At 69.7% G+C, this 23,120-nt stretch carries 22 protein-coding genes and 1 tRNA gene; 15 read left to right on the top strand and 8 right to left on the bottom strand.

Features of this window, described 5'->3' with window-relative positions; genetic code table 11:
• Window position 1 precedes the first annotated feature (1 nt).
• Entirely contained in the window at window positions 2-850 is an 849-nt protein-coding gene (locus ACO073_RS13120; protein WP_421997890.1) for an enoyl-CoA hydratase, read from the bottom strand.
• Between the two features lie 82 nt (window positions 851-932).
• Here ACO073_RS13120 and ACO073_RS13115 point away from each other — a divergent pair, with 82 nt between their 5' ends.
• Window positions 933-1,568, top strand: coding sequence for a class I SAM-dependent methyltransferase (locus ACO073_RS13115; RefSeq protein WP_421997888.1), 636 nt, complete (start codon window positions 933-935; stop codon window positions 1,566-1,568).
• Between the two features lie 73 nt (window positions 1,569-1,641).
• Here ACO073_RS13115 and rpoH read toward each other — a convergent pair whose 3' ends face one another.
• Entirely contained in the window at window positions 1,642-2,559 is a 918-nt protein-coding gene (rpoH, locus tag ACO073_RS13110; protein ID WP_421997887.1) for an RNA polymerase sigma factor RpoH, read from the bottom strand.
• 132 nt (window positions 2,560-2,691) lie between these two features.
• Entirely contained in the window at window positions 2,692-3,663 is a 972-nt protein-coding gene (locus tag ACO073_RS13105) for an RluA family pseudouridine synthase (protein ID WP_421997885.1), read from the bottom strand.
• Window positions 3,664-3,672: 9 nt separating this feature from the next.
• Between ACO073_RS13105 and ACO073_RS13100 the strand changes: the two genes are divergently transcribed.
• From ACO073_RS13100 to ACO073_RS13085, 4 genes are all read left to right on the top strand, one after another.
• Entirely contained in the window at window positions 3,673-4,002 is a 330-nt protein-coding gene (locus ACO073_RS13100) for a DUF6476 family protein (RefSeq protein ID WP_421997884.1), read from the top strand.
• Window positions 4,003-4,076: 74 nt separating this feature from the next.
• On the top strand, window positions 4,077-5,117 hold the full coding sequence (locus ACO073_RS13095) for a threonine aldolase family protein (protein WP_421997883.1): 1,041 nt from the start codon (window positions 4,077-4,079) through the stop codon (window positions 5,115-5,117).
• Window positions 5,118-5,124: 7 nt separating this feature from the next.
• Window positions 5,125-7,434 carry a molybdopterin-dependent oxidoreductase gene (locus ACO073_RS13090; RefSeq protein WP_421997882.1) on the top strand — a complete coding sequence of 770 codons (2,310 nt, stop codon included), beginning with the start codon at window positions 5,125-5,127 and terminating at the stop codon, window positions 7,432-7,434.
• A 13-nt stretch (window positions 7,435-7,447) separates the two neighbouring features.
• Window positions 7,448-8,857: an 8-oxoguanine deaminase gene (locus tag ACO073_RS13085; RefSeq protein ID WP_421997881.1), complete on the top strand. Its 1,410-nt coding sequence runs from the start codon at window positions 7,448-7,450 to the stop codon at window positions 8,855-8,857.
• A gap of 13 nt (window positions 8,858-8,870) precedes the next feature.
• Here the strand turns inward: ACO073_RS13085 and ACO073_RS13080 are convergent, their stop codons facing one another.
• Entirely contained in the window at window positions 8,871-9,866 is a 996-nt protein-coding gene (locus tag ACO073_RS13080) for a helix-turn-helix domain-containing protein (protein WP_421997880.1), read from the bottom strand.
• Window positions 9,867-10,060: 194 nt separating this feature from the next.
• Window positions 10,061-11,788 (bottom strand): winged helix-turn-helix domain-containing tetratricopeptide repeat protein, encoded by a 1,728-nt coding sequence (locus ACO073_RS13075; RefSeq protein ID WP_421997879.1) that lies wholly within the window; start codon window positions 11,786-11,788, stop codon window positions 10,061-10,063.
• Between the two features lie 179 nt (window positions 11,789-11,967).
• On the opposite strand from ACO073_RS13075, the gene ACO073_RS13070 reads away from it, so the two are divergent.
• The 6 genes from ACO073_RS13070 to ACO073_RS13045 all read left to right on the top strand — a co-directional run bounded on the left by ACO073_RS13070 (window position 11,968) and on the right by ACO073_RS13045 (window position 19,419).
• A complete protein-coding gene (locus ACO073_RS13070) occupies window positions 11,968-13,107 on the top strand; it encodes a carbohydrate porin (RefSeq protein WP_421997878.1) in 1,140 nt (379 codons plus the stop codon).
• 89 nt (window positions 13,108-13,196) lie between these two features.
• A complete protein-coding gene (locus ACO073_RS13065; RefSeq protein ID WP_421997877.1) occupies window positions 13,197-14,303 on the top strand; it encodes a hypothetical protein in 1,107 nt (368 codons plus the stop codon).
• Window positions 14,304-14,361: 58 nt separating this feature from the next.
• Window positions 14,362-15,174 carry an FAD binding domain-containing protein gene (locus ACO073_RS13060; RefSeq protein ID WP_421997876.1) on the top strand — a complete coding sequence of 271 codons (813 nt, stop codon included), beginning with the start codon at window positions 14,362-14,364 and terminating at the stop codon, window positions 15,172-15,174.
• On the top strand, window positions 15,171-17,885 hold the full coding sequence (locus tag ACO073_RS13055) for a molybdopterin-dependent oxidoreductase (protein ID WP_421997874.1): 2,715 nt from the start codon (window positions 15,171-15,173) through the stop codon (window positions 17,883-17,885). The genes ACO073_RS13060 and ACO073_RS13055 overlap by 4 nt, the downstream gene beginning before the upstream one ends.
• Window positions 17,882-18,814 (top strand): antibiotic biosynthesis monooxygenase, encoded by a 933-nt coding sequence (locus ACO073_RS13050; RefSeq protein WP_421997873.1) that lies wholly within the window; start codon window positions 17,882-17,884, stop codon window positions 18,812-18,814. Before ACO073_RS13055 ends, ACO073_RS13050 begins: the two co-directional genes overlap by 4 nt.
• Before the next feature lie 14 nt (window positions 18,815-18,828).
• A complete protein-coding gene (locus ACO073_RS13045; RefSeq protein ID WP_421997872.1) occupies window positions 18,829-19,419 on the top strand; it encodes a nucleoside deaminase in 591 nt (196 codons plus the stop codon).
• A gap of 130 nt (window positions 19,420-19,549) precedes the next feature.
• On the opposite strand, the gene ACO073_RS13040 is transcribed toward ACO073_RS13045, so the two are convergent.
• Window positions 19,550-20,071 carry a DUF2569 family protein gene (locus ACO073_RS13040; protein ID WP_421997871.1) on the bottom strand — a complete coding sequence of 174 codons (522 nt, stop codon included), beginning with the start codon at window positions 20,069-20,071 and terminating at the stop codon, window positions 19,550-19,552.
• A gap of 104 nt (window positions 20,072-20,175) precedes the next feature.
• Here ACO073_RS13040 and ACO073_RS13035 point away from each other — a divergent pair, with 104 nt between their 5' ends.
• Together ACO073_RS13035 and ACO073_RS13030 are read left to right on the top strand one after the other, a co-directional pair.
• Window positions 20,176-21,009 (top strand): phytanoyl-CoA dioxygenase family protein, encoded by an 834-nt coding sequence (locus tag ACO073_RS13035; RefSeq protein WP_421997870.1) that lies wholly within the window; start codon window positions 20,176-20,178, stop codon window positions 21,007-21,009.
• Window positions 21,002-21,487 (top strand): DUF3828 domain-containing protein, encoded by a 486-nt coding sequence (locus ACO073_RS13030; protein WP_421997869.1) that lies wholly within the window; start codon window positions 21,002-21,004, stop codon window positions 21,485-21,487. The genes ACO073_RS13035 and ACO073_RS13030 overlap by 8 nt, the downstream gene beginning before the upstream one ends.
• Before the next feature lie 59 nt (window positions 21,488-21,546).
• Here the strand turns inward: ACO073_RS13030 and ACO073_RS13025 are convergent, their stop codons facing one another.
• A complete protein-coding gene (locus tag ACO073_RS13025; RefSeq protein ID WP_422002133.1) occupies window positions 21,547-22,239 on the bottom strand; it encodes a class II aldolase/adducin family protein in 693 nt (230 codons plus the stop codon).
• On the bottom strand, window positions 22,209-22,349 hold the full coding sequence (locus ACO073_RS13020) for a hypothetical protein (protein ID WP_421997867.1): 141 nt from the start codon (window positions 22,347-22,349) through the stop codon (window positions 22,209-22,211). The genes ACO073_RS13025 and ACO073_RS13020 overlap by 31 nt, the downstream gene beginning before the upstream one ends.
• A gap of 123 nt (window positions 22,350-22,472) precedes the next feature.
• On the opposite strand from ACO073_RS13020, the gene ACO073_RS13015 reads away from it, so the two are divergent.
• Both ACO073_RS13015 and ACO073_RS13010 read left to right on the top strand, forming a co-directional pair.
• Window positions 22,473-22,548 (top strand) — tRNA-Glu (locus ACO073_RS13015).
• Window positions 22,549-22,813: 265 nt separating this feature from the next.
• Window positions 22,814-23,029: a hypothetical protein gene (locus ACO073_RS13010; RefSeq protein WP_421997865.1), complete on the top strand. Its 216-nt coding sequence runs from the start codon at window positions 22,814-22,816 to the stop codon at window positions 23,027-23,029.
• Window positions 23,030-23,120 lie beyond the last annotated feature (91 nt).

Genomic DNA, 23,120 nt, shown 5'->3' with positions numbered 1-23,120 from the left:
GCTACTCCGCAGCCTTCTGGTGCTTCTTTATCGCCGGCATCAATCCCGTGGGGTCGACCAGCTTGCCATGCGCCAGCATGTTGTGGGCATGGGCCAGGTGGTGCAGCGCAAAGGAGGTCTGCATGGCGCCCACCCGCCCCTGGGCATCCTGCGCCGCATTGATCGCCTGCTTGGTGAGCCGGAGCGCGAACAGCGGCTTGCGGGCGATGCGCTCGGCCATGGCGATGCCGAAGGGCTCCAGCTCGGCGCGTGGCACGACGTGGTTCACCATGCCCAGCCGGTGCGCCTCCTCGGCCGTCATCCAGTCGGCGGTGAACAGGAACTCCTTGGCCTTGCGCACGCCCATCTCCCAGGGATGGGCAAAGAACTCCGCGCCGCCCACGCCCATCGCCACCGTGTGGTCGAGGAACTCGGCATCGTCGGCGGCGACGATCAGGTCGCAGGGCCACATCAGCATCAGGCCGCCCGCGATCACCTTGCCCTGGACCAGGGCCAGCGTGGGCTTGGGAATGTTGCGCCAACGCTCGCAGAAGCCCAGGTAGATCTCCTGCTCGCGCGCGTACTGCGCCTCGGCGCCGGGCTTGCCGAAGCCGCCCCAGGTGCCGACCGTCTCGTGCTTCCGCATGTTGCCGTGCCCGTCGGCCTCGCGCAGGTCGTGGCCCGAGGAGAAGTGCGGACCGTTAGCCGAGAGAACGATCACCTTGATCGTGTCGTCCTGGGCGGCGCGGTCGAACGCCTCGTTCAGGGCGTAGAGGAAGGCGGTGTCCTGCGCATTCCTCGTGTCGGGGCGGTTGAGCACGATGCGGGCGATGCCGGACGGCAGCGTCTCCGTTAGGATCGTATCGGTCATGGTGGCCTCCCGGGTCTTTCGCCCAACCACCGCATCTTCCCCCAGGAATGCCCGCAAGGCACGCCGCAACAGGAGCAATCGCATGAGCATGGCGAGCGACGCGCGTTTCTGGGACCGGACCTCGCGGAAATATGCCGCGAGCGCGATCGCCGACCCTGCCGGCTACGAGCGCACGCTGGACCGGACCGCCGGCCTGCTGCGGAGGGACGACCGGGTGCTGGAACTGGGCTGCGGCACGGGGACGACGGCGCTGCGGCTCGCCGGCCGAGTGCGCGACTACCTGGCGACGGACATCTCGCCCGAGATGATCGCGATCGCCGACGGCAAGCTCGTGGCCGACCCCGTGCCGGGGCTGGCCTTCCGCACAGTGACCGCAGAGGGCCTTGCGCCCGGGACGACGGCCTTCGACGCCATCCTCGCCTTCAACTACCTCCACCTCGTCCGCGACCTGCCGGGCACGCTGCGCCGCATCCATGCGCTGCTCGCGCCGGAGGGCCTGTTCATCTCCAAGACACCCTGCGTCGGGGAAATGAACCCGATCGTCCGCCTGGCCCTGCCGGTGATGCGCGCGATCGGCAAGGCTCCCCATGTCGGCGTCTTCCGGACAGCCGACCTCCGCCGGCGGATCGAGGAAGCCGGCTTCGATATTCTGGCCACCGAGGGCCATTCGGTCGGGGACAAGGGAAGGCGCCCCTTCATGGTCGCGCGCCGCAGATAGGGCGGCGGGGCCCGCTTCCCGATGCGCTACCGGGCGACGCGCAGCACGCGCGCCGCCCGGAGACGTCGATCGATCAGTTCGCCGCGGCGAGCTTGGCCGAGCGGTTGGCCGCCTCGACGACCATGTTCTTCATCGCCTTCTGCAGCTTGTCGAAGGCGCGCACCTCGATCTGGCGCACGCGCTCGCGGCTGATCCCGTACTTGGCGGACAGGTCCTCGAGCGTCTTGGGCTCGTCGACCAGACGGCGCTCGACGATGATGTGCCGCTCGCGGTCGGTGAGCTGCTTCAGCGCGGCCGCCAGCATGTGCTTGCGCTGGCCGAGCTCCTGGCTGTCGGCCAGACGCGCCTCCTGGTTGGGGCTGTCGTCGACCAGCCAGTCCTGCCACTCCATGTCGCCCTCGGCCTTGACCGGGGCGTTGAGGGAGGAATCCGGCGCGGCCAGGCGGCGGTTCATGTTCACCACCTCCTCCTCGGGCACGCCGAGGCGGGTGGCGATCTTGCTGACCTGCTCGGGCGACAGGTCGCCCTCCTCGATCGCCTGCATCTGGCCCTTCAGCTTGCGCAGGTTGAAGAACAGCTTCTTCTGCGCCGCCGTGGTGCCCATCTTCACCAGCGACCAGCTGTGCAGGATGTATTCCTGGATCGAGGCGCGGATCCACCACATGGCATAGGTGGCCAGGCGGAAGCCGCGGTCCGGGTCGAACCGCTTGACCGCCTGCATCATGCCGACGTTGCCCTCGGAGATCAGCTCGGCGACCGGCAGGCCGTAGCCGCGGTAGCCCATGGCGATCTTGGCGACCAGACGCAGATGCGACGTCACCAGCTTGTGGGCGGCCTGGCTGTCCCCGTGCTCGCGCCAGCGCTTGGCGAGCATGAACTCCTCCTGCGGCTCCAGCAGCGGAAACTTGCGGATCTGCTGGAGGTAGCGGCTGAGATTGCCCTCGGGGGTGAGGGACGACGGCAGGGCGGGAAGGTTAGCGGTAGCACTCATAGGCTCCCCCTTTCTCGATACGTGGCTGAACGAGCGTTTAGCACTCACACTCGTCGACTGCTAAAGCCGACTCTAGGGACCGTTTGCCCTTCTGGTCAAGAAAAACCAACTAATCCCCTCGGTTACTATGGTTTACTTAACGTCGTTCAGGTCTGACACCAAGGTCTTGAAGTCTTCTGGCAATTCTGAGGCAAAACGCATCTCCCGCCCGGTCGTCGGATGTCTGAAGGCAAGGATGGCGGCATGCAGCGCCTGCCGTCCGAAGCTCTTCAACGAGGCGGGAGCAGCCGCGTTGCCCGCGCGGCGGCCGTAGACCGGATCGCCCACGACCGGGCAGCCGAGATGGGCCAGATGGACGCGGACCTGGTGCGTCCGCCCCGTATGCAGCCGCGCGCCCATCAGGCTGGCGACCGGCCGGATCGGCGGACCGAACCGCTCTTCCACCCAGTACTCCGTGAGGGCCGCCCGGCCGCCGGTCCGGCGGACCGTCATGCGCTTGCGGTCGACGGGATGGCGGCCGATCGCCGCGTCGACCGTCCCCTTCGGTGCGGTTGGCGCCCCCCAGACCAGCACCTTGTAGATGCGGGTCAGGTCGTGGGCGGCGAACAGCCGGGCCAGGGCGCGGTGCGTGGCGTCGTTCTTGGCCACCACCATGACGCCTGACGTATCCTTGTCGAGGCGGTGGACGATCCCCGGCCGGCGGACGCCGCCGATGCCCGAGAGGCTGTCGCCGCAATGCGCCAGCAGGGCGTTGACCAGGGTCCTGTCGGGATTGCCCGGGGCGGGATGGACGACCAGCCCGGCAGGCTTGTTCAGCACCAGGAGATCGGTGTCCTCGTAGAGGATCTCGAGGTCGATCGCCTGCGGCGTCGGCTCCGCCGGCTCCGGCTCGGGAATGTCGACGACGAAGCGCTCGCCTGTTTTGACCTTGCGGGATGGCTCTTCTATCGTCCGGCCGTCCGCCAGCGCCACCCGGCGGCCTTCGATCAATGCCTTCACGCGGCTGCGCGTGAGGCTCGGCAGCGCCATCGCGAGGGCGCGGTCGAGCCGATCGCCCGAGGCACTGTCGTCGATGGTCACGAAGTGGCGGCCGGCATCGCTCATGGAGTGTTCTTGGCGTCCTCTGCTCAGGCTCTTGCACCGCGCTGGCTGAAGGTGCTGGTCATCGTCATGAGCCTGCTGCTCGTCGCGGGGTTCATCGTTGTGGTGGCCGAGATCGCCCGCCGCATGTCTACGCCCAACACCGGCCGCTCGCCAGCCGGCGCCTTCAGCGAGCGCATCGCGCTGCCCTCGGGCTCGCGTGTGGTCTCGATGACGGCGGCCGGCGACCGGCTGGTCGTCCACGTCGAGCTGCCCGGCGGTCCGGCCGCGGCCTACATCGTCGATCCGCGCAGCGGCACGCTGCTGGGCACGGTGCAGTTTCCTCCCGATGCCGGACGCTAGATGACGGCTTCTCCCCCGACAACGGCGACCGGCGCGGGACGCCAGGCCCCCGTCCGCCGGCGCAAGGAACAGGCATGAACTTCCGCAGCGACAACGAGGTCGGCGCCCATCCCGACATCCTCGCTTCCGTCACCCGCGCCTTCACCAGCGGCACGGCGCCGTCCTACGGCGCCGACGACTGGACGCAGCGCGTCGAGCGCCGGCTGCGCGAGCTGTTCGACAAGCCGGACCTGGTGGCCTTTCCCGTCGCCACCGGCACGGCCGCCAATGTGCTCGCCCTCTCCTGCTGCACGCCGTCCTGGGGGGCCATCTACTGCCACGCCCAGGCGCACATCGTCGTCGACGAGGCCAACGCGCCGGAGTTCTTCACGTCGGGCGCCAAGCTCTGCCTGCTGGACGGCGAGGCCGGCAAGATCGATCCGCGCCGGCTGGCGCAGGCGCTGGCCGAGCCGGTCTACGGCGTCGTCCACCATCCGCAGCCCGCCGCCGTCAGCATCACCCAGGTCACGGAATGCGGCACGGCCTACGCGCCGGAGGAGATCGCCTCCCTCGCCGCGACCGCCCATCGGCACGGGCTCAAGCTCCACATGGACGGGGCCCGCTTCGCCAATGCGCTGAGCTTCGTCGGCTGTTCGCCGGCCGAGCTGTCGTGGAAGGCCGGCGTCGACGTGCTGAGCCTGGGCGCCACCAAGAACGGCGCCCTGGCCGCCGAGGCGGTCGTCTTCTTCGACGCCGACCTTGCCCGCGAGTTCGAGTTCCGCCGCAAGCGGGGCGGCCATCTCCTCTCCAAGATGCGCCTCCTGTCGGCCCAGCTCGACGCCTACCTCGCCGACGGGCTGTGGCTCGAGAATGCCCGCCACGCCAACGGCATGGCACGGCGGCTGGTCGCCGGGCTGACGCCGCTCAAGGGCACCCAGCTCCTCTATCCGGTCGACGCCAACGAGATCTTCGTCGTCCTGCCGGCGCACATCCACGACGCCCTGCAGGCCGAGGGAGCCCAGTACCATCCCTGGCCGTCCGACCGGCCCGGCGAGCGCGCCTACCGCCTGGTCACGGCCTTCGACACCGACCCCGCCGACATCGACCGCTTCCTGTCCATCGCCAAGTCAGCGTGAGCCCTCCATGACCCATCAGCGCACCCTCACCGCCGCCCACTGGGGCGTCTACGAGGTCGAGTACGACGACGACGGCAAGGCGGTGAAGCTCCACCCCTTCTCGCGCGATCCCGATCCCTCGCCGATCGGCCTGCACATGCTGTCGGACGAGGTGACGCGCCTTCGGGTGCGCCGCCCGTCGGTGCGCCGAAGCTGGCTCGAGCACGGTCCGGGTGCGGCGCCCGAGCGGCGCGGCCAGGAACCCTTCGTCGAAGTCGACTGGCCGGTGGCCCTCGATCTGGTCGCGGCCGAGATCCGGCGGGTGAAGGAGAAGCATTCCAACCGCTCGATCTTCGGCGGCTCCTATGGCTGGTCGAGCGCCGGCCGCTTCCACCACGCCCAGAGCCAGGTCCACCGCTTCCTGAATGCCGTCGGCGGCTACGTGCGGCACCAGGATTCCTACAGCCTGGCGGCGGCGCGCGTGCTGATGCCGCACATCGTGGCGCCGATGGACGAGCTGATGTCCATGCACACGCCGTGGGACGTGATGGCCGAGCACTGCAAGCTCTTCGTCTCGTTCGGCGGCGTGCCGCACAAGAACAGCCAGATCAACGCCGGCGGCGCCACCCGACACCACGTCAAGGGCGGCCTCTACGGCATGCGCGCGAAGGGCGTGCGCTTCGTCAACGTCACGCCGACCGCCGACGATCTCGACACCGGCGGCACCGTCGAATGGCTGGCGATCCGCCCCAACACCGACACCGCCCTGATCCTGGCGCTCTGCCATGTGCTGCTGGAAGAGAACCTCCACGACCGCGCCTTCCTCGACCGCTGCACGGTGGGCTTCGACAGGTTCGCTCCGTCGCTGGCCGGCAAGACGCCGGAATGGGCCGAGCGCATCACCGGCATCGCGGCTTCCCGCATTCGCAGCCTGGCGCGGGAGATGGCCGCGACCCGCACCACCGTCAGCATCAACTGGTCGCTGCAGCGCAGCCATCACGGCGAGCAGCCGTTCTGGGCGCTGGTCACGCTCGCCTGCATGCTGGGCCAGGTCGGGCTGCCGGGCGGCGGCTTCGCCGTCGGCTACGGCCCGGTGAACCTGATGGGCAGCGCCTTCCCCAAGTACAGCGGACCGACGCTGCCGCAGGGCACCAACGCGGTCAGCGACTTCATCCCGGTCGCCCGCTTCACCGACATGCTGCTCAATCCCGGCGGCAAGGTGCCGTACAACGGCCGCGACCTCGTCTATCCCGACATAAGGCTGGTCTACTGGGCGGGCGGCAACCCGTTCCACCATCACCAGGACCTCAACCGTCTGATGACGGCCTGGCGCAAGCCCGAGACCATCGTGTTCCACGAGCAGTTCTGGACGCCGGCGGCGCGCATGGCCGACATCGTGCTGCCCGCCACGACCAGCCTCGAGCGCGACGACATCGGCTACGGCAGCCGCGAGCCCTACCTCATCGCCATGAAGAAGGCGCGCGAGCCGGTCGGCGAAGCGCGCGACGACTACTGGATCTTCTCGCAGCTCGCCGAGCGTCTGGGCCAGGGGGAGACCTACACCGAGGGCCGCGACACGATGGCGTGGCTGCAGCATCTCTACGAGCTGTCGCGCAGGAAGTCGGCCGAGGCCGGCGTCACGATCCCCGCCTTCGACGCCTTCTGGCAGGCCGGCATGGCCGAGGCGGAGGGCACCAGCCGCGAGCCGGTCATGCTGGCTTCCTTCCGCGCCGATCCCGCGAAGCATCCGCTCAAGACGCCGTCGGGCCGCATCGAGATCTTCTCCGAGAAGATCGCCTCGTTCGGCTACGACGACTGCCCGGGCCACGCGACCTGGTTCGAGCCGGCCGAATGGCTGGGCGCGCGGCTCGCCGAGCGCTATCCGCTGCACATGCTGTCGGATCAGCCGGCCGACAAGCTGCACAGCCAGCTCGACCACAGCCCGCACGCCCGCTCGACCAAGATCCGCGGCCGCCAGCCGGTCACGATGCATCCCGAGGACGCGGCGGCGCGCGGCATCGCCGACGGCGACCTGCTGCGAGTCTACAACGACCGCGGCGCCTGCCTCGCCGCCGCCCGGCTGAGCGATCGCATCCGCCGCGGCGTCGTGCGCCTCTCGACCGGCGCCTGGTTCGATCCCGCCGATTCCGGCTCCAATCAGCCGCTGGAGAAGCACGGCAATCCGAACGCGCTGACGCTCGACATCGGCGCCTCCAAGCTCAGCCAAGGCTGCATCGCCCAGACCTGCCTGGTCGAGATCGAGCGCTTCGACGGGCCGGCGCCGCCGGTGACGGCCCATCGCCTGCCCGACCTGGAGACCCGCTCGAAGCCGACCTGAGAGGCGGACCACCATGCCCTCGCTGCTCGTCAGGAACGCGCTGGTCGCCACCATGGACGACGAGCGGCGGGAGCTCGCCGATGCCGGTCTCTTCGCTGTCGACGGCGTCATCCGCGCCGTCGGCCCGACATCGTCGCTGCCGGCGACGGCCGACACGGTGATGGACCTGCGCGACCACCTCGTCCTGCCGGGGCTGATCAACGGCCATCACCATCTCGACCAGGTGCTGACCCGCAACCTTCCCGCCGCGCAGAACAACAACCTTTTCCGCTGGCTGCGCGCCCACTATCGCCTGTGGGCCGCCCGCACGCCCGAAGCCAGCCGGACGGCGACGCTGGTCGGTTGCGCCGAGCTCGCCCTGTCGGGCTGCACCACGGTGTTCGACCATGCCTACGTGTTCCGCAACGGCTGCGCGGTCGACGATCAGATCGCCGCCGCGGCCGAGATCGGCATGCGCTTCGTGGTGTCGCGCGGATCGATGTCGCTCGGCGAGTCGAAGGGCGGCCTGCCGCCCGATTCCTGTGTCGAGGACGAGGACGAGATCCTCGCCGACTGCGAGCGGGTGATCGGCCGCTACCACGACGCCGCGCCCGGGGCGATGACGCAGATCGTGCTCGCCCCCTGCTCGCCCTTCTCGGTCTCGCCCGAGCTGCTGCGCCAGTCGGCCACGCTGGCCCGCCAGCGCGGCGTGCGCCTGCACACCCACCTCTGCGAGACGCTGGACGAGGAGCGCTACACGCTCGAGCGGTTCGGCCGGCGGCCGGTCGACTACATGGGCACGCTCGGCTGGTCCGGCCGCGACGTCTGGTACGCCCATGCCGTCCACGTCAACGACGCCGAGATCGCAACCTTCGCCCGCTCCGGTACCGGCGTCTGCCACTGCCCCTGCTCCAACATGCGGCTGGCCTCGGGCATCGCGCCGATCATGAAGTACCGCCGAGCCGGCGTGACGGTCGGGATCGGCGTCGACGGCTCGGCCAGCAACGACGGCAACAACCTGCTGGGCGAGGTCCGTCAGGCGATGCTGCTGGCGCGCCTGCAGATCGGCCTCAGGCCGCCCGAGGGGCCGGACACGACGGTCTCGACCGCCGATCCCAGCCGCGACGGCGAATGGATGACGGCGCGCCAGGCGCTCGAGCTGGCGACGCGCGGCGGCGCGGCCCTGCTGGGACGCGACGACATCGGCGCGCTGGCGCCCGGCAGGATGTGCGATTTCTTCGCCCTCGACCTCAACGCCGTGGGCTTCGCCGGCGGGCTCGCCGATCCGGTGGCCGCCGCCGTGTTCTGCGCCCCGCAGCCCGCGCGCCATACCGTGGTCGGCGGCCGGCCGGTCGTGCGCGACGGGCGGATCGTGACGGTCGACCTCGAGCGCGTCGTCGCCGAGCACAATCGCCACGCGGCGCGGCTGGCCGCGCTGGCCTGAACGCCGCTGCCGGTCAGGCGTCGCGCGCGGTCGGCGGCGGTGCCATCGCGCCCGCCTGCCGCGCATCGCTCGGCGTCATCCCGTAGCGCCGCCTGAACATGTGGTTGAAGGTCGGCACGTCGACGAAGCCGCTCCGCGTCGCGACCTCGCCGATCGGCACGCCGATCCCTTCGGCCGAACCGAGCAGCCGGCGCGCCCGCTCGAGCCGGGCCTGCCACACCACGCCCGCGACGCCCTCGCCGCGGCGGGCGAACAGCCGGTACAGGGTGGCGCGCGAGCAGCCGACGGCGCTGGCCACATGCTCCGGCCTCAGGCCGGGATCGGCGCAGCGCCGCTCGATGACGGCGCAGGCCGCCCGGTACAGGCCCTCGCCGAACCGCTCGGCGTCGGCCGCTCCGAACCGCCCCGCCTGGAGGATCGCCAGCGCCATCTCGGCGGCGGCGTTCGTCGCGATCACCCTTTCCGACTCCGTCATGTGCGGCGCCTCGTCGAGCGCGCTGCTCATCTGCGCCCGCAGCACGGCCGCAAGCCCGCGCGCCGGGATGCGCCGACCGGCCAGGGCCGAGAGGTCGTCGCCGAGGACCTCGCGCACCCGGCGCCGCGACAGCACGATGCCGCTCGCGCGATGGCGCGTCCGCTCGATCTGCAGCGGCCGGGCATAGTCGACCAGGCAGAGGTCGCCCGCGCCCAGCCTGTGCCGGCCATTGTGGGTGAGCAGCGACGTCCCGCTGCGGATGAGCTCGAGCGCGATGTCGTCGCCGCCGTCGAAGCGCGTACGGCCGGGCGAGCGGCCCGAGACCACCGCGTCGGACGCATGCTCGATGAGCTCGACCTCCTCCAGGACGACGCGCCTCAGATGGGCGCGGAACGCCTGCCCGCCCTGCGGCAGCTCCGGCCGCGTGCGGCGCAGGACGACGTCGCGCCAATAGTCGATCCGCTCGCCGGCCGGTACCCCGTCCGTCGTCAGATCGACCAGTCGGCCGTAAGGCTGAGACGCCTGGACAAGCATGAAGTCCCCGAACTGAGACGGCTGGCTCTCACCGTCGCCCACCCCCGCCGCAATAATGCCAAAGCGCGCGGGCTCGGGGGAGCGGAAGAAGCGGCCGCGCGCCGGATTCAGAGGGATCGCCCGTCATGCCGGTCAGCGCCGATGGCTACGCCGGAACCGTCAATGCCGTGCGGTCAGCCCGTTCGGCCCGACGTTCATCTCGGGCCCCGGCCGACGCCGCCCTTGCCGTCGAGCCCCAGCGCGCTCAGCACCCGGGCGAAGCGGGCCTCGCCCCGGAGCGGCCGGAAACAGGGATTCTGCGCGACGAAGCACAGGTAGGTCGTCCTCGCCCTGACGCAATGCTCGAGGGCATCGAGCGCGCGTCCCGCCTCGCCCAGCGCCATCCACTGCTGCGCGGCGCCCTCCCAGCGGTTGGTGCGTTCGAGCAGGCCGATCCAGACGATCATGGCCTCGCGCCAGCCCCGCTCGATCGCCACCGCCTCCACATGCTCGGCGAGGCCCGCGGCGATGCTCAACCCGCGCAGGGTTGCGAGCCGCTCGACCATCGCCTCCTCCCGCCGGCCGAGCTGGTCGAGGATCATCATGCGCCCGTAATGGGCGCGCGTGGAGCCGGGCAGGACCTTCAGGCTGTCGTCCACCGCCGCGAGCGCCCGGTCGGCGTGCCCCGCCATCCAGTAGACGATGGCCAGATGCTGCAGCGTCGCGACGCTGCGCGGATCGAGCCGGCGGGCCTGCTCCATGGTCTCGATCGCCTCGTCGTGCCGGCCCATCGCGCTCAGGAACTGGCCAAGCGTGCCGAGCGCCTCGACCGAGCTGGCATTGAGGGCGACGGCGTGCGCGAGATCGGCCTCGGCGCCGTCCCAGTCCCAGTCGTACTCCATCTTGACGCGGCCGAGCGCGGCCCAGGCCTCGGCCAGCCCCTCGTCGAGGGCGATCGCCTGCAGCGCATGCCGGCGGGCCATCGGCATCGCCTCGTCGACCTGGAGCGGCCGCAGCATCGCCGTGGAGGCCATGAGGAGGTAGGTCGAGGCGAGCCCGGCATGGGCCGCCGCGTAGTCGGGATCGTGCTTCAGCGCCTGCTCGAACAGGGTCAACGCCTTGATCAGCGGCAGTCGGGTGAACGGCTTCAGATGGGCGCGCGCCTCGAGCTGCAGGAAATAGGCGTCCGCCGTCTGCGGCCGGTAGCTCCGAACGGCGTGGCCCTCCCCCGGGAACGGCGAGTCCGGCAGCGAGACCGCGACGCGGCTGGCGATCGCGTCCTGGAGGGCGACGCCATCGCCCCGCGGCCGCTCGAACCGCTCGCGCCATTCGGTGCGCCCGCTCGCCACGTCGATCAGGCTGGCCTCGACGCTGAGGCTCTCGGCGCCACGCTGGACCGAGCCTTCCAGCAGATGCTCGACGCCGAGCGACCGCGCACCCGCCAGGTCCTCGACGGCCTCGACCGGCGAGACCATGACGCCGGGCACGCCGCCCAACGCCGTCGTCACCGCGTCGGCGATGCCGACGCCGAGATAGCTCTCGGCCGTGGCCAGGCCAGCGGTCGCGAACGGCCGCACGGCGAGCGTGCTCGCCGTCGCGGCCGGCGACGCGCTCGCTCCCGGCGGGCCGGTGTCGGGCAGCACCCGGATCGGCACGGCGAGGCGATAGCCTTCGCGCGACACGGTCTCGATCAGGTCGGCGGTACCCGCCCCCAGCGCCTTGCGCAGGGTCGAGACGTGGACGGTGAGGGTGCGGTCCTCGACCACGATGTTGGGCCACAGCCTGGCCCGGAACGTCTCGTGCGACACCAGCCGTCCCCCCGCCTCGACCAGCATCAGCAGGATCTGCCAGGCCTTTCCGGGGACGGCCAGCCGACGGCCGTCGCGCGTCAGGTGTCGCGCCGGAACGTCGAGGATGAAGGGACCGAACGCGTAGACCGACATGCCGCGAGGCTTCGCCCAGGCTGGAAGTTGCGCGACCCTAGTCGCTCGGCCCGTACGCGGCAAACGCCCCCGTTTGTGGGGAGCCGATGGAATTGCAGAGCCTGTGAGAAGAGAGGCCACGAACCTCTCTTGATCCTTTCTTGACCCCACGAGGCACCCGCCCCGCAGGAAGATGCGCGATGGGCCTCTCGCTCGGCGCCGGACAGGCGATGGCCCAGGCCTCGGCCGCCGTCAGCGGCAATCCGTCGGCCACGGACTACTCCGTCGTCGGCACCGGCTGGCTCGGTCGCACGCTCGGCCTGAAGGACGAATGGGGGATCAAGCTTGGCGGACTGTGGCTGGCCGATACCAACCTGGTGGCCGCGGGCGGCACCGTCCCGGGCGGCTGGACCAAGAACCAGGCGCTGTTCCTCGGCCTCCATGTCGACGCCGGGAAGCTGGCCGGGTGGCAGGGCGCGGCCTTCGGCGTCCAGTTCCTCCAGTTCGACGGCGGCGAGACCAACCGGCAGGCCGGCAGCGTCGCGGGCTACAACAGCATCGTCGGACAGCCGCCCTACGACCGGACCGAGCTCCTCGATGCCTGGTACCTCCAGGAGATGAAGAAGGACGTGTTGTCGATGCGCATCGGCCGCGTCATCCCGAGCTACGATTTCGGCAACGTCCTGCGGCCCGTCGCGCTCGCCGACGTGAACCAGAACATCCCGGCCATCAGCGGCCTCCTGTGGACGCCGGTCTTCGTGAACGCCTCGATGATCGGCGCCATGATGGGCTACTACAACCCGGCCAACGGCGTGACCGTCACCTTCACGCCGGTGAAGTCCTTCTATTCCAATATCGGCTTCTACGACGGCAACCGCGCGCGGGGCGTCCAGACCGGGCTCGCCCCGCCGATGTTCAACGGCTACTGGTTCAACATCGGGGAGATCGGCGTCAACTACCTCCTCGGCGAGGGCGAGCATCCCGGGCAGTTCGCCATCGGCCTGTGGCGGCAGACCGGCATGCTGTCGGCGCGGCACGTCACCGAGAACGGCACGGGCGGCTTCTACCTGTTCGGCTCCCAGCGGGTGACCTACGGCGTCAACCCGAGCGTGTCCGCCTCGTCGGTCTCGATCTTCTACCAGTTCGGCGCCAACGCCTCGCAGCTCAACCAGAACCTCTTCCGGCGGCAGAACGAGCTGATGCTCCAGGCCTACTACCAGGCCCATCTGTTCGCCGCGACCTTCCTGCAGCCGACCGTGACCTACATCCCGACGCCCGGCGCCTCGCCGTCGACGCCGGGGGCGCTCACCGGGACGCTGCGCGTCACCCCGCTGTTCTGAAAGGAGTTGTCATGACCACCCGAATCGACCGACCGTCCCGGGCCAGGGAACACACAAGGACCCAAACGAAGGAAAGAAAGGGAGGAGCGATGAAGAGAGGGATGCTGCACCTCGCGGCCGGCGTGCTCGCCGCGGGGCTGGCCGTGGGCCCGGCGGCGGCGCAGGTCCCGTCCGCCCTTCCCGACTATCTCTCCGCCATCTCGGGCAACACGCCGTCGTCGCCGGCCGCGCTCGCCACGCGCGACGTGCTCCAGCTCAACATCGGCATGTTCTCGCTCTACGACCGGGCATCGAGCATCTACCGCCAGAACATCCTGGCCAGGCATCCGATCATCCTGGCGATGTTCACCGGCGAGGGCGGCCGCATGATGCTCTACCGGCCCGGCCAGCCGACGATCACCGCCCCGTCGGTGCCCAAGGTCTACCAGATCCTGAAGTCGACCGGGCACAGCTCCATGGCGATCAGCCAGGTCGTCATCCCCTCGGTCAACAATCCCGAGGACAAGCGCTGGATCGCGCCGATGGCGGCCTATCGCACGCAGATGAAGACCGCGCTCGACAATATCGACGCCAGCACCGACATCCAGCCCGACTGGAAGGGCACGGTGAAGGAGATCCTGGCCGCCAACGTCGCCTACATGGACGACTGCCTGGCCAAGGGTGTGGTGACCCTCGAGCCGCTGCTGGCCTTCGCCAGGAAGCAGGCGCCCAACATCAAGCTGATCATCAACTGGGCGGCCGCCACCCAGGTCAAGCACTGGATGGGCGTGATGGACGAATGGTCGAAGATGCTCGGCCCCGACATGGAAAAGACTTACGCCGCCTCCAACACCATCTACGTGGCGCGCCAGAACAACGTGCTGTTCTCCGTGCTCGCCCAGTATTTCGGGGCCGAGGCGATCAACCACCGGCTGATGCTGATCGAGACCATGGGCTTCACCACCACGCCGGAGGAGATGCTGGTCTCGATGACCCGCATCATCGGCGACCGCTCGGTCGGCGAGCTGTTCTTCGGCAACCATCACGTGATGGACTTCGAGCTGATGGGCGGCGACGGCCGCAAGACCATCATCTCGGAGATGCAGAGCCGCGGGAAGCCGCCCGTCCTGCCGCCGGCGGTCCCCTTCGGTTCGAAGCAGTGGCCGACCCTGGTCACGCCCGGCCCCGGCCCGTCGTCGCTCGACGACCTCAAGTGACGACGGACACCCCGGGCGCGAAGCGCTCGGGGTGACCGCGAGACCAGGGAGACGGGGCATGAATCTCAACACCATCGTCGAGGTGAAGCGGCCGAGGTCGGTCGACGAGATCGGCTGGCGCGACGGCCACGCCTATCTCGCGGGCGGAACCTGGCTGTTCTCCGAACCGCAGGTCACCACCGACACGCTCGTCGACCTCCGCGAGTTCGGCTGGCCGCCGCTCACCGTGACGCCGGAGGGGCTGGAGATCGCCGCCACCTGCCGGATCGTCGAGCTGCACGACTTCGCGGGACCGCCGGACTGGAAGGCCGTGCCCCTGTTCGACCGGTGCATCGACGCGTTCCTGATGTCGTTCAAGATCTGGAACGCCGCGACCGTCGGCGGCAACCTCTGCATGTCCTTGCCGGCCGGGGCCATGGTGTCGCTCACCGCCGGGCTCGAGGGCGTGTGCACGCTGTGGCCGCGGGACGGCAAGCCGCGCCAGGTGCCGGTGGTCGACTTCGTCACCGGCATGCACACCAACGTCCTGCAGAAGGGCGAGCTGCTGCGCTCCATCCTGCTGCCGGCGTTCGCACTCCGGAAGCGCGCCGCCATGCGCCAGGTCTCGCTCACGCATCTCGGCCGCTCGGCGGCGCTGATCCTCGCCACGGTGAACGACGACGGCAGCGACTTCCTGCTCACGGTCAGCGCCGCGACGCCGCGGCCGGTCCATCTGCGCTTCGCCCGCACACCGGCGACGGCGGAGCTGCGCGAGGCCATCGACCACCGCCTGCCGCCGGACGCGTGGTTCCACGACGTCCACGGCTCGGCCCCCTACAAGCGCCACGTCACCTTCTATCTGGCGGAGCAGATCCGCGCGGAGCTGTCATGAGCAAGTACGAGGTCAACGGCCGCCTCTACTCGGCGGAACCGGCGCCCGGCCAGTGCCTGCGCACCTTCCTGCGCGATCTCGAGGTCTTCGGGGTCAAGAAGGGCTGCGACGCCGGCGACTGCGGCGCCTGCACCGTGTGGATCGACGGCACGCCCTTTCACTCCTGCCTGGTCCCGGCCTTTCGCGGCGAGGGCCGAAGGATCACCACCATCGAAGGGCTCGGCCAGGACGGCAGGCTGCATCCCATCCAGCAGGCCTTCCACGACGCCCAGGCCTTCCAGTGCGGCTACTGCGCCGCCGGCATGATGATGACGACGGCCTCGGCCGCCTTCGACGCGGCGCACAAGGCCGACCTGCCGCACGCGCTCAAGGGCAATATCTGCCGCTGCACCGGCTACCGCTCGATCGTCGATGCCCTCAGCGGCCGGAAGAACATCGAGGACGACGTCGCCGGCAGGGCGCTGGGCGCCAGCCTGCCCAACCCGTTCACCGACGCCATCCTGACCGGCAAGGCGCGCTACACGATGGACGTCGCGATCGCGGGCCTGCTGCACCTCAAGGTGCTGCGCTCGCCGCACGCCCATGCCCGCCTCACGAAGATCGACAAGAGCAAGGCGCTGGCCGTCCCCGGCGTGGTCGCCGTCTACACCTGGGAGGACGTGCCGCGCCGGCTCTACAGCACGGCGCTGCACGAGGACCATCTGGTCGATCCCGACGACACCTACATGCTGGACAATGTCGCGCGCTTCGTCGGCCAGCGGCTGGTCGCCGTGGTCGCCGGGAGCGAGGCGGCGGCCGAGGCCGGCGTCCGCGCCCTGGTCGTCGACTACGAGATCCTGCCGGCGGTGTTCGACCCCTTCGCCGCCATGGAGCCGGCCGCGCCCGTCCTCCACGACCGCGGCGAGGTCGTCGCCGACAGCGGCAACATCTTCTGCACCCTGCAGGGCGAGATCGGCGACGTCGCGAAGGGCTTCGCCGAGGCCGAGATCGTCCACGAGAAGACCTATTCGACCTCGCGGGTCCAGCACGTCCATCTCGAGACCCATGGATCGATCGCCTGGAAGGGCGAGGACGGCCGCTGGCATGTGCGCACCAGCTCGCAGGGCCCCTTCGCCGCCCGCACCAAGCTCGCCTACCTGATGGGGATTCCCGCCGCGCAGATCCACGTCTTCACGGAGCGCGTCGGCGGCGGCTTCGGCGGCAAGCAGGAGATGGTCTCCGAGGACCTGCCGCTGTTCGCCAGCATGAAGCTGGGCGGCCGGCCGGTGAAATGGGAATGGACGCGCGAGGACGAGTTCCTGGGCGCCACGACCCGCCACCAGATGACGAGCCGGATCAAGCTGGGCGCCCGCCGGGACGGCACGCTGGTCGCGCTCGACGTCGACGTCGTGTCCAACACCGGCGCCTACGGCAACCACGCCAGCGAGACCCTGGCGGCGGCCATGGCCAGCCCGTTCGCCGCCTACCGCTGCCCCAACAAGAAGGGACGCGGCCGCGTCGTCTACACCAACATGATCCCGGGCGGCGGCTTCCGCGGCTACGGCGCCTCGCAGACCACCTTCGCCATGGAATGCGCCATCGACGAGCTGGCCGCCACCCTCGGCATCGATCCCTTCGAGATGCGGTGGCGCAACGTCGTGCGCCCCGGCGACAATGTCGAATCGATCTGGAAGGAGCCGAGCGACGCGAGCTTCGGCAGCCACGGCATCGACCAGTGCCTGGAGATCGTCCAGCGCGAGCTCGCCAAGGGCAACGGCACGCCGAAGCCCGAGGGCGACGACTGGCTCGAGGGCACCGGCTCGGCGATGGCCATGCTGGAATGCGGGCCGCCGACCGAGCACCGGTCCGGCGCCGAGATGAAGCTGCTGGCCGACGGCACCTATCACCTGGCCTGCGGCTCGTCGGAGATGGGCAACGGCATCGCCACCGCCCACAGGCAGATGGCTGCCGCCGTGGTCGGCGTGCGCGCCGCCGACGTCGCCATCGTCAATGCCGACACCGACCGCACGCCCTACGACACCGGCACCTTCGCCAGCACCGGCACGGTGGTGGCGGGCAAGGCCGTCCTCGCCGCCGCCGAGGCGATGAAGGCCGACATCCTCGACTTCGCGTCCCGCCACACCGGGACGCCGGCCGACCAGTGCCGGCTCGACAACGACGCGGTGATCTGCGGCAACCGGCGCATCGCGCTCAGCGACCTGCACGCCGAGGGCACCCGGGTCGACCATCGCTTCGCCGTCTCGCGCAAGGCCTACCTGTCGCCCCGCACCATCGCCTTCAACGTCCAGGGGGTACGGCTCGCCGTGCATCGCGTCACCGGCGAGATCCGCATCCTGCACAGCGTGCACGCCGCCGACATCGGCCGGCCGATCAACCCCATGCAGTGCCGCGGCCAGCTCGACGGTGCGGTCGCCATGGGCTACGGCTGGGCGTTGATCGAGAACATGGTCCACGAGGATGGACACATGGTGAACCCGCAGTTGCGCAACTGCCGCGTCCCCGCCTTCGCCGACACGCCGCACACCGACATCTTCTTCGCCGACACCGTCGATTCCATCGGCCCGCTGGGCGCCAAGTCCCAGGGCGAATGCGCCATCAACCCGGTGGCGCCCGCCGTGGCCAATGCGCTCGCCCATGCCACCGGCGCCCGCTTCACCCACCTGCCCTTCACGCCCGACCGGCTGTTCGAGACCCTGGCCAGCGTCACATGACCGTCAGCATCGTCACCCAGACCAGCGTGCGCCCGGAGCGATCCGAGGATTTCGCGCGCTGGCAGGGCGAGACCAGCCACCTCGTCTCGGGCTTCCCGGGCTTCGTGGAGCAGCGGCTGATGCCGCCCAACCCGCCCCTGCAGGTCGACTGGGTGATCCTGCAGCGCTTCCACACGATGGAGGACGCGCAGCGCTGGCTGGCCTCGCCCGAGCGCCAGAACCGCATCGAGGGCGCAGCAGACTTCCTGGTCGGACGCGACGACGTCCACATCGTGCGCGACGACGATGGCGGCCTGAAGCCGGCGCCGGTCTCGGCGGTGATCAGCACGCGCGTGAAGCCGGGCAGGGAGGCCGAATACCGCGCCTGGGAGCGCCGGATCGCCGCCGCCCAGTCGAAGGCGCCCGGCCTGCAGGGCTACCGCTTCGAGCCCGCGGTGCCCGGCGTGCAGGACGACTACGTCGCCATCCTGCGCTTCGACAACCAGGCCAACCTGCAGGCCTGGCTCGACTCGCCGGTGCGCCACCGGCTCGTCGAGGAGGCGGCGCCCCTCACCGAGGAGTTCCACGCCCGCATCGGCACCGGCTTCGAGCAGTGGTTCCGCGACGAGTCGATCGGGTCGGGGCGCCTTTCGGTCTGGAAGATGGACTTCATCGTCCTGCTGCTCCTCTACCCCATCGTCTTCCTGTGGGGCGTCTGGATCGGCACGCCGATCCTGCAGGACAGGCTTCACCTGCCGTGGGCCGTCAATCTCTTCCTCGGCAACATCTTCAGCGTGGCGCTGACCGGCTTCGGCGTGCCGTGGGTCGCCAACCGGATGGGCTGGTGGATGTTCCCCAGGGGCAACGCGCTGCGCGCCAACCTGCTGGGGGCCGGCCTGATCGTTGCCATCTACGCGCTCTCGATCTGGATCTTCTGGAAATTCTTCTGACACGGAGACCGACGATGTCCCGACTGACCTGCCGCCGCGCCGTCGTCGCCGGCGCGACAGCCGCCGTGGGCCTCGCCGCCCTGAACTCCGGGGCGCAGGCGCAGACCCGGACGAAGCCGACCGGCGTCAGCCCGGCCGAGCTCGCCCGGCACGAGAAATACATCCGGCTCGCGATCGCTCAGGCGAACCGCAACCCCGGCCGGCCCTTCGGCTCGGTGCTGGTCGACGAGCGCACCGGCGCGGTCGTGGGCGAAGGCGTCGCCGACGTGGCGGCGAGCCCGATGTTCCATTCCGAGGTGATGGCGATGAACGCCTACATCGCCCGGCACGGCAACACGGGCTGGGAGAACCTCACCATGTACGGCACCGGCGAGGCCTGCCCGATGTGCGCCAGCGCCATGGTCTGGGCCGGCATCCCGCGCATGGTCTACGGGTCCGACACGCCGTTCGTGGGCCAGTACGTCCCCGACATCCATATCCGCGCCGAGGCCGTCGTCGACGCCGGCAAGGACATCTACACCAGCAGGCTCCTGCTGGGCGGCGTGCTGGCTGCTGAGACCGACAAGCTGTTCATCGCCAAGGGCAAGATCGGCGAGAGGAAGTAGTTTGCCGGGAGCGGGATGAGATGAGGTGGAATCGCTTGCAATTCCACCTCATCTCATCTGCGCGCGCGAATGTCGTAGGTTGCCGGAGGGCATGATGAGATTGGCTGTTTCCAGCCAATCTCATCATGCTTTAGTTGACCAGCGTGTTCCTGACGCGCGTCGAGACGCAGAGGTACCAGTACCACAGGCCCATGCCGATCGACCCGGCGATCCATTGCACGAGATCGCCGTCGCCGAACAGCGAGTCGACCCTCACGCCCGGTACGGCAAGCAGCACCAGCAGGCAGAACGGCGCCACGAAAGACAGGGCCCACAGGGCGGCGTAGACTTTCCGGAAGAAGCGCTTGCGCTGGAACAGGGTGACGATGGCCCACAAATACAGCGCCATCGTCGCGAGGGAGACCAGGCCGACGACGGCGAACGGACCGCGCGCCGCCGCGTTGTCCAGCGCGGCCAGAACGTCCGGCGCCGCCAGCACCAGCTCGGCGACGTACCTGACGAATCCGAGGCAAAGCAGAAAGGCGAACAGGGCCAGCCAGCCACCGAAGCCCCGGAGCGGCTCGCCTGCGACGGCAGCCCGCCGCCGGAGCCGGATCACCAGCCACACCGGCAAACCCACGACCAGAAGCGCCGCCAGACCGTACGCCACCATGTCTCTCTTCCTCTGCAACCGGGGAAGAGACGAGTCTGGCGGGCCCGGCGTTACAGGCGGGATTTCACGGTGGCCCCGCAGCCCCGGTGGGTTATGCTCGGGCCATGCCGAAGGTCCTCTCCGACGCCGAGGTGGCGCGCTACCGGCGGGACGGCTTCCACTTCCCGGTCAGGGTGCTGCCGGCCGCGGAGGCCCGCGCCTATCGCGACCGGCTGGAGGCCCAGGAGCGCGCGCTCGGTGGCCCGCTGCAGGGCAACATGCGCCACAAGGTGCATCTCCTGTTCACCTGGGCGAACGAGCTCGCCCGCCATCCCGCGATCCTCGATGCCGTCGAGGACATCATCGGCCCCGACATCCTGTGCTGGAGCACGACCTTCTTCACCAAGGAGGCGCGCTCGCCCTCCTTCGTGTCCTGGCACCAGGACGCGACCTACTGGGGCCTCAGCACCGACGAGGTGGTGACCGCCTGGGTGGCCTTCGCCGACGCGCCGGTCGAGAGCGGCGCGATGCGGTTCTGGCCGGGCAGCCATCTCAGGAGCCAGATCGAGCATCGCGACACGTTCGACAGCGACAACCTGCTGAGCCGCGGCCAGGAGATCGCCGTCGACGTGCCGGCGGGCGAAGGCGTCGACGTGCCGCTGAAAGCCGGCGAGATGTCGCTGCACCACGTGCTGCTGGTGCACGGCTCGGGGCCCAACACGACCGACGACCGGCGCATCGGCTACGCCATCCGCTACATCCCGCCTCACGTCCGCCAGCTCAAGGTCCGCGACTCGGCCATGCTGGTGCGCGGCCGCGACACGTTCGGCAACTTCGATCACGAACCGGACCCGCGCCGCGACCTCGACGAGGCGGCGCTCGCTGCCCATCGCGACGCCGTGGAGCGCTCGGCCAAGGCCCTCTACGCCGGCACCGACCGCACGGCCTTCCGTGCCTGACCGGCGACGCCTGCTCGCGGGGCTCGCCGCGGCGGCACTCGGGCTCGGTCCCATGCAGGCCCTGGCGCAGGCGGCCACGGCGCCACCCCGCGATACGCTGACACCGGAAGCGTTCCTGCGCGGGATCTACACGCCCTATCCCGACCTCGACTTCAAGGGCCAGCCCTACTGGCAGGTCGACCGCTTCTTCGCGCCCGAGCTCGCCCGGCGGATCGAGGACGACATGCGCGAGGCGCGCCGGCGGGGCGAGGCGCCGCGCCTCGACGGCGATCCCTTCGTGGATGCGCAGGACTGGGACATCGCCAAGCTCGCCATCTCGGTGACGGGGGAAGGCCGCAAGGCGGTCGGCACGGTCCGCTTCGAGAACCAGGGAAAGCCGACGCAGATCACGCTGGACCTGGTGCGCACCGGCATGGGCTGGCGCATCGCCGACATCAAGGCGCCCAGCGGCACGCTGAGCGATCTCTACCGCAAGTGATGACTGTCATCCCGAGGGCGACGCCCGAGGGACCTTTGCCGGTCGGGATGACAGCCCCCTCAGTGCCGCCAGCCGGTGTCCACCTTGTCGAGCTTGCGGATCAGGGCGGCGAACTCGAGGTCGCCGATGCCGACGGCCGATTCCATCTCCGAGAAGCGGTCCATGTCGGCGCCCGACTTGGCGGCGAGGTTGCCGCCCATGATGTTGAGCGTGCCGGCGGCGGCCGCGTCGACCTGGATCTGGCAGGCGCGCTCCAGCCGGTAGAGCCGCAGGAAGGCCTCGGGCACGGACCGGCCCGTCGTCAGGATGCCGTGGTTGCGCAGCATCATCGCCTGGTTGTCGCCGAGGTTGGCGAGCAGCCGGCCGCGCTCGTCGAGGTCGAGGCTCGGCCCCTCGTAGTCGTGGTACGACAGCTTGCCGTGGAAGGCGGTCGAGACCATCGAGATCGGCAGCAGCCCGTCCTTCAGCGCGCAGATCGCCATGCCCGCCCGCGTGTGGGTGTGCATCACCACCTTGTGGCGCGCGACATGGGCCATGTGGACGGCCGAATGGATGACGAAGCCGGCATAGTTCACCGGGTACGGGGACTCGCCGACATTGTTGCCGTCGAGGTCGATCTTCACGAGGTTGGAGGCGGTGACCTCGTCGTAGTTGAGCCCGAACGGGTTGATCAGGAAGTGCGGCTTCTCCCCCGGCACGCGGGCCGTCAGGTGGCCGTAGATCAGCTCGGTCCAGCCGAAATGGTCGACCAGCCGGTAGGCCGCGGCGAGCTGGCGGCGCAGGACGGCCTCGCCCTCGTCGGCGGCAGGGAATAGACGTCGACGCCGGTCAGCGGCAGGTCCTGGGCGATATGCATGTCCATGGCGGTCCTCCGGGCGAAGGGGGCGAGCTTACGGCCCGCGGGCCCCCCGGTCACCGCCAAATGGCCGCGCCGGCCGGGCTTGCGCCCCCGCGGCCCTTCGACTATCAGTCCCCTCCGGCCTCCGCTCCCTTCGTCTAGAGGCCCAGGACGCGGCCCTCTCAAGGCTGAAACACGGGTTCGAATCCCGTAGGGAGCGCCAGCCGAAACTCCCTTGAAATCAGCACTTTTCGCCCATCGCCGACCAGCGTCGCACCGTGCACAATTGGTCCCGGAGGGACCACGACGGACCGAAAAGCTGGGGCAAATCTCGGGAAGAGTTCCGCTATCGTTCGCCGTCTAGTATCGAGCTGGGAATCGTCGCCTATCGTCCGATTGAGAACCGGGACAGAGCATCCCGCACTCAAGGCCGCCATCCTGCACGCGGTGAAGGCGTTGATCATTCTGGCTCAGAGAGGGGCTACCCGGTGGGCGAACAGCTGCGCTGGGACTGGAAAACGATCGGCCTGCCGGCTGCGCGCGCCCGCATGCTGATCAGCAAGCCCGAACGCTGGGTCGAGTTCGAGATGTCGCCGGAGGCGGTGGCCGCCCTCCCCCAACTCGAGCCCCGCGCCGTCGGGCGGGTCTTTCCGTGGCACGGCCGCTCGGCCATGTACGTCGACCCGATCGCGCCGGCCGGTTGAACGATTTCTTGCCACGGGGAGGTCACGGTGCGGCACAGGGGCGCGCAGACAACAATGCATGAAGCATGTAGACAACCACAACATATAGTTG

This window comes from Reyranella sp., from assembly GCF_965229815.1.
Classification (GTDB): domain Bacteria; phylum Pseudomonadota; class Alphaproteobacteria; order Reyranellales; family Reyranellaceae; genus Reyranella.
Note: the sequence above shows the minus strand (reverse complement) of the source record. Positions and strands in the feature narration are given on the sequence as shown.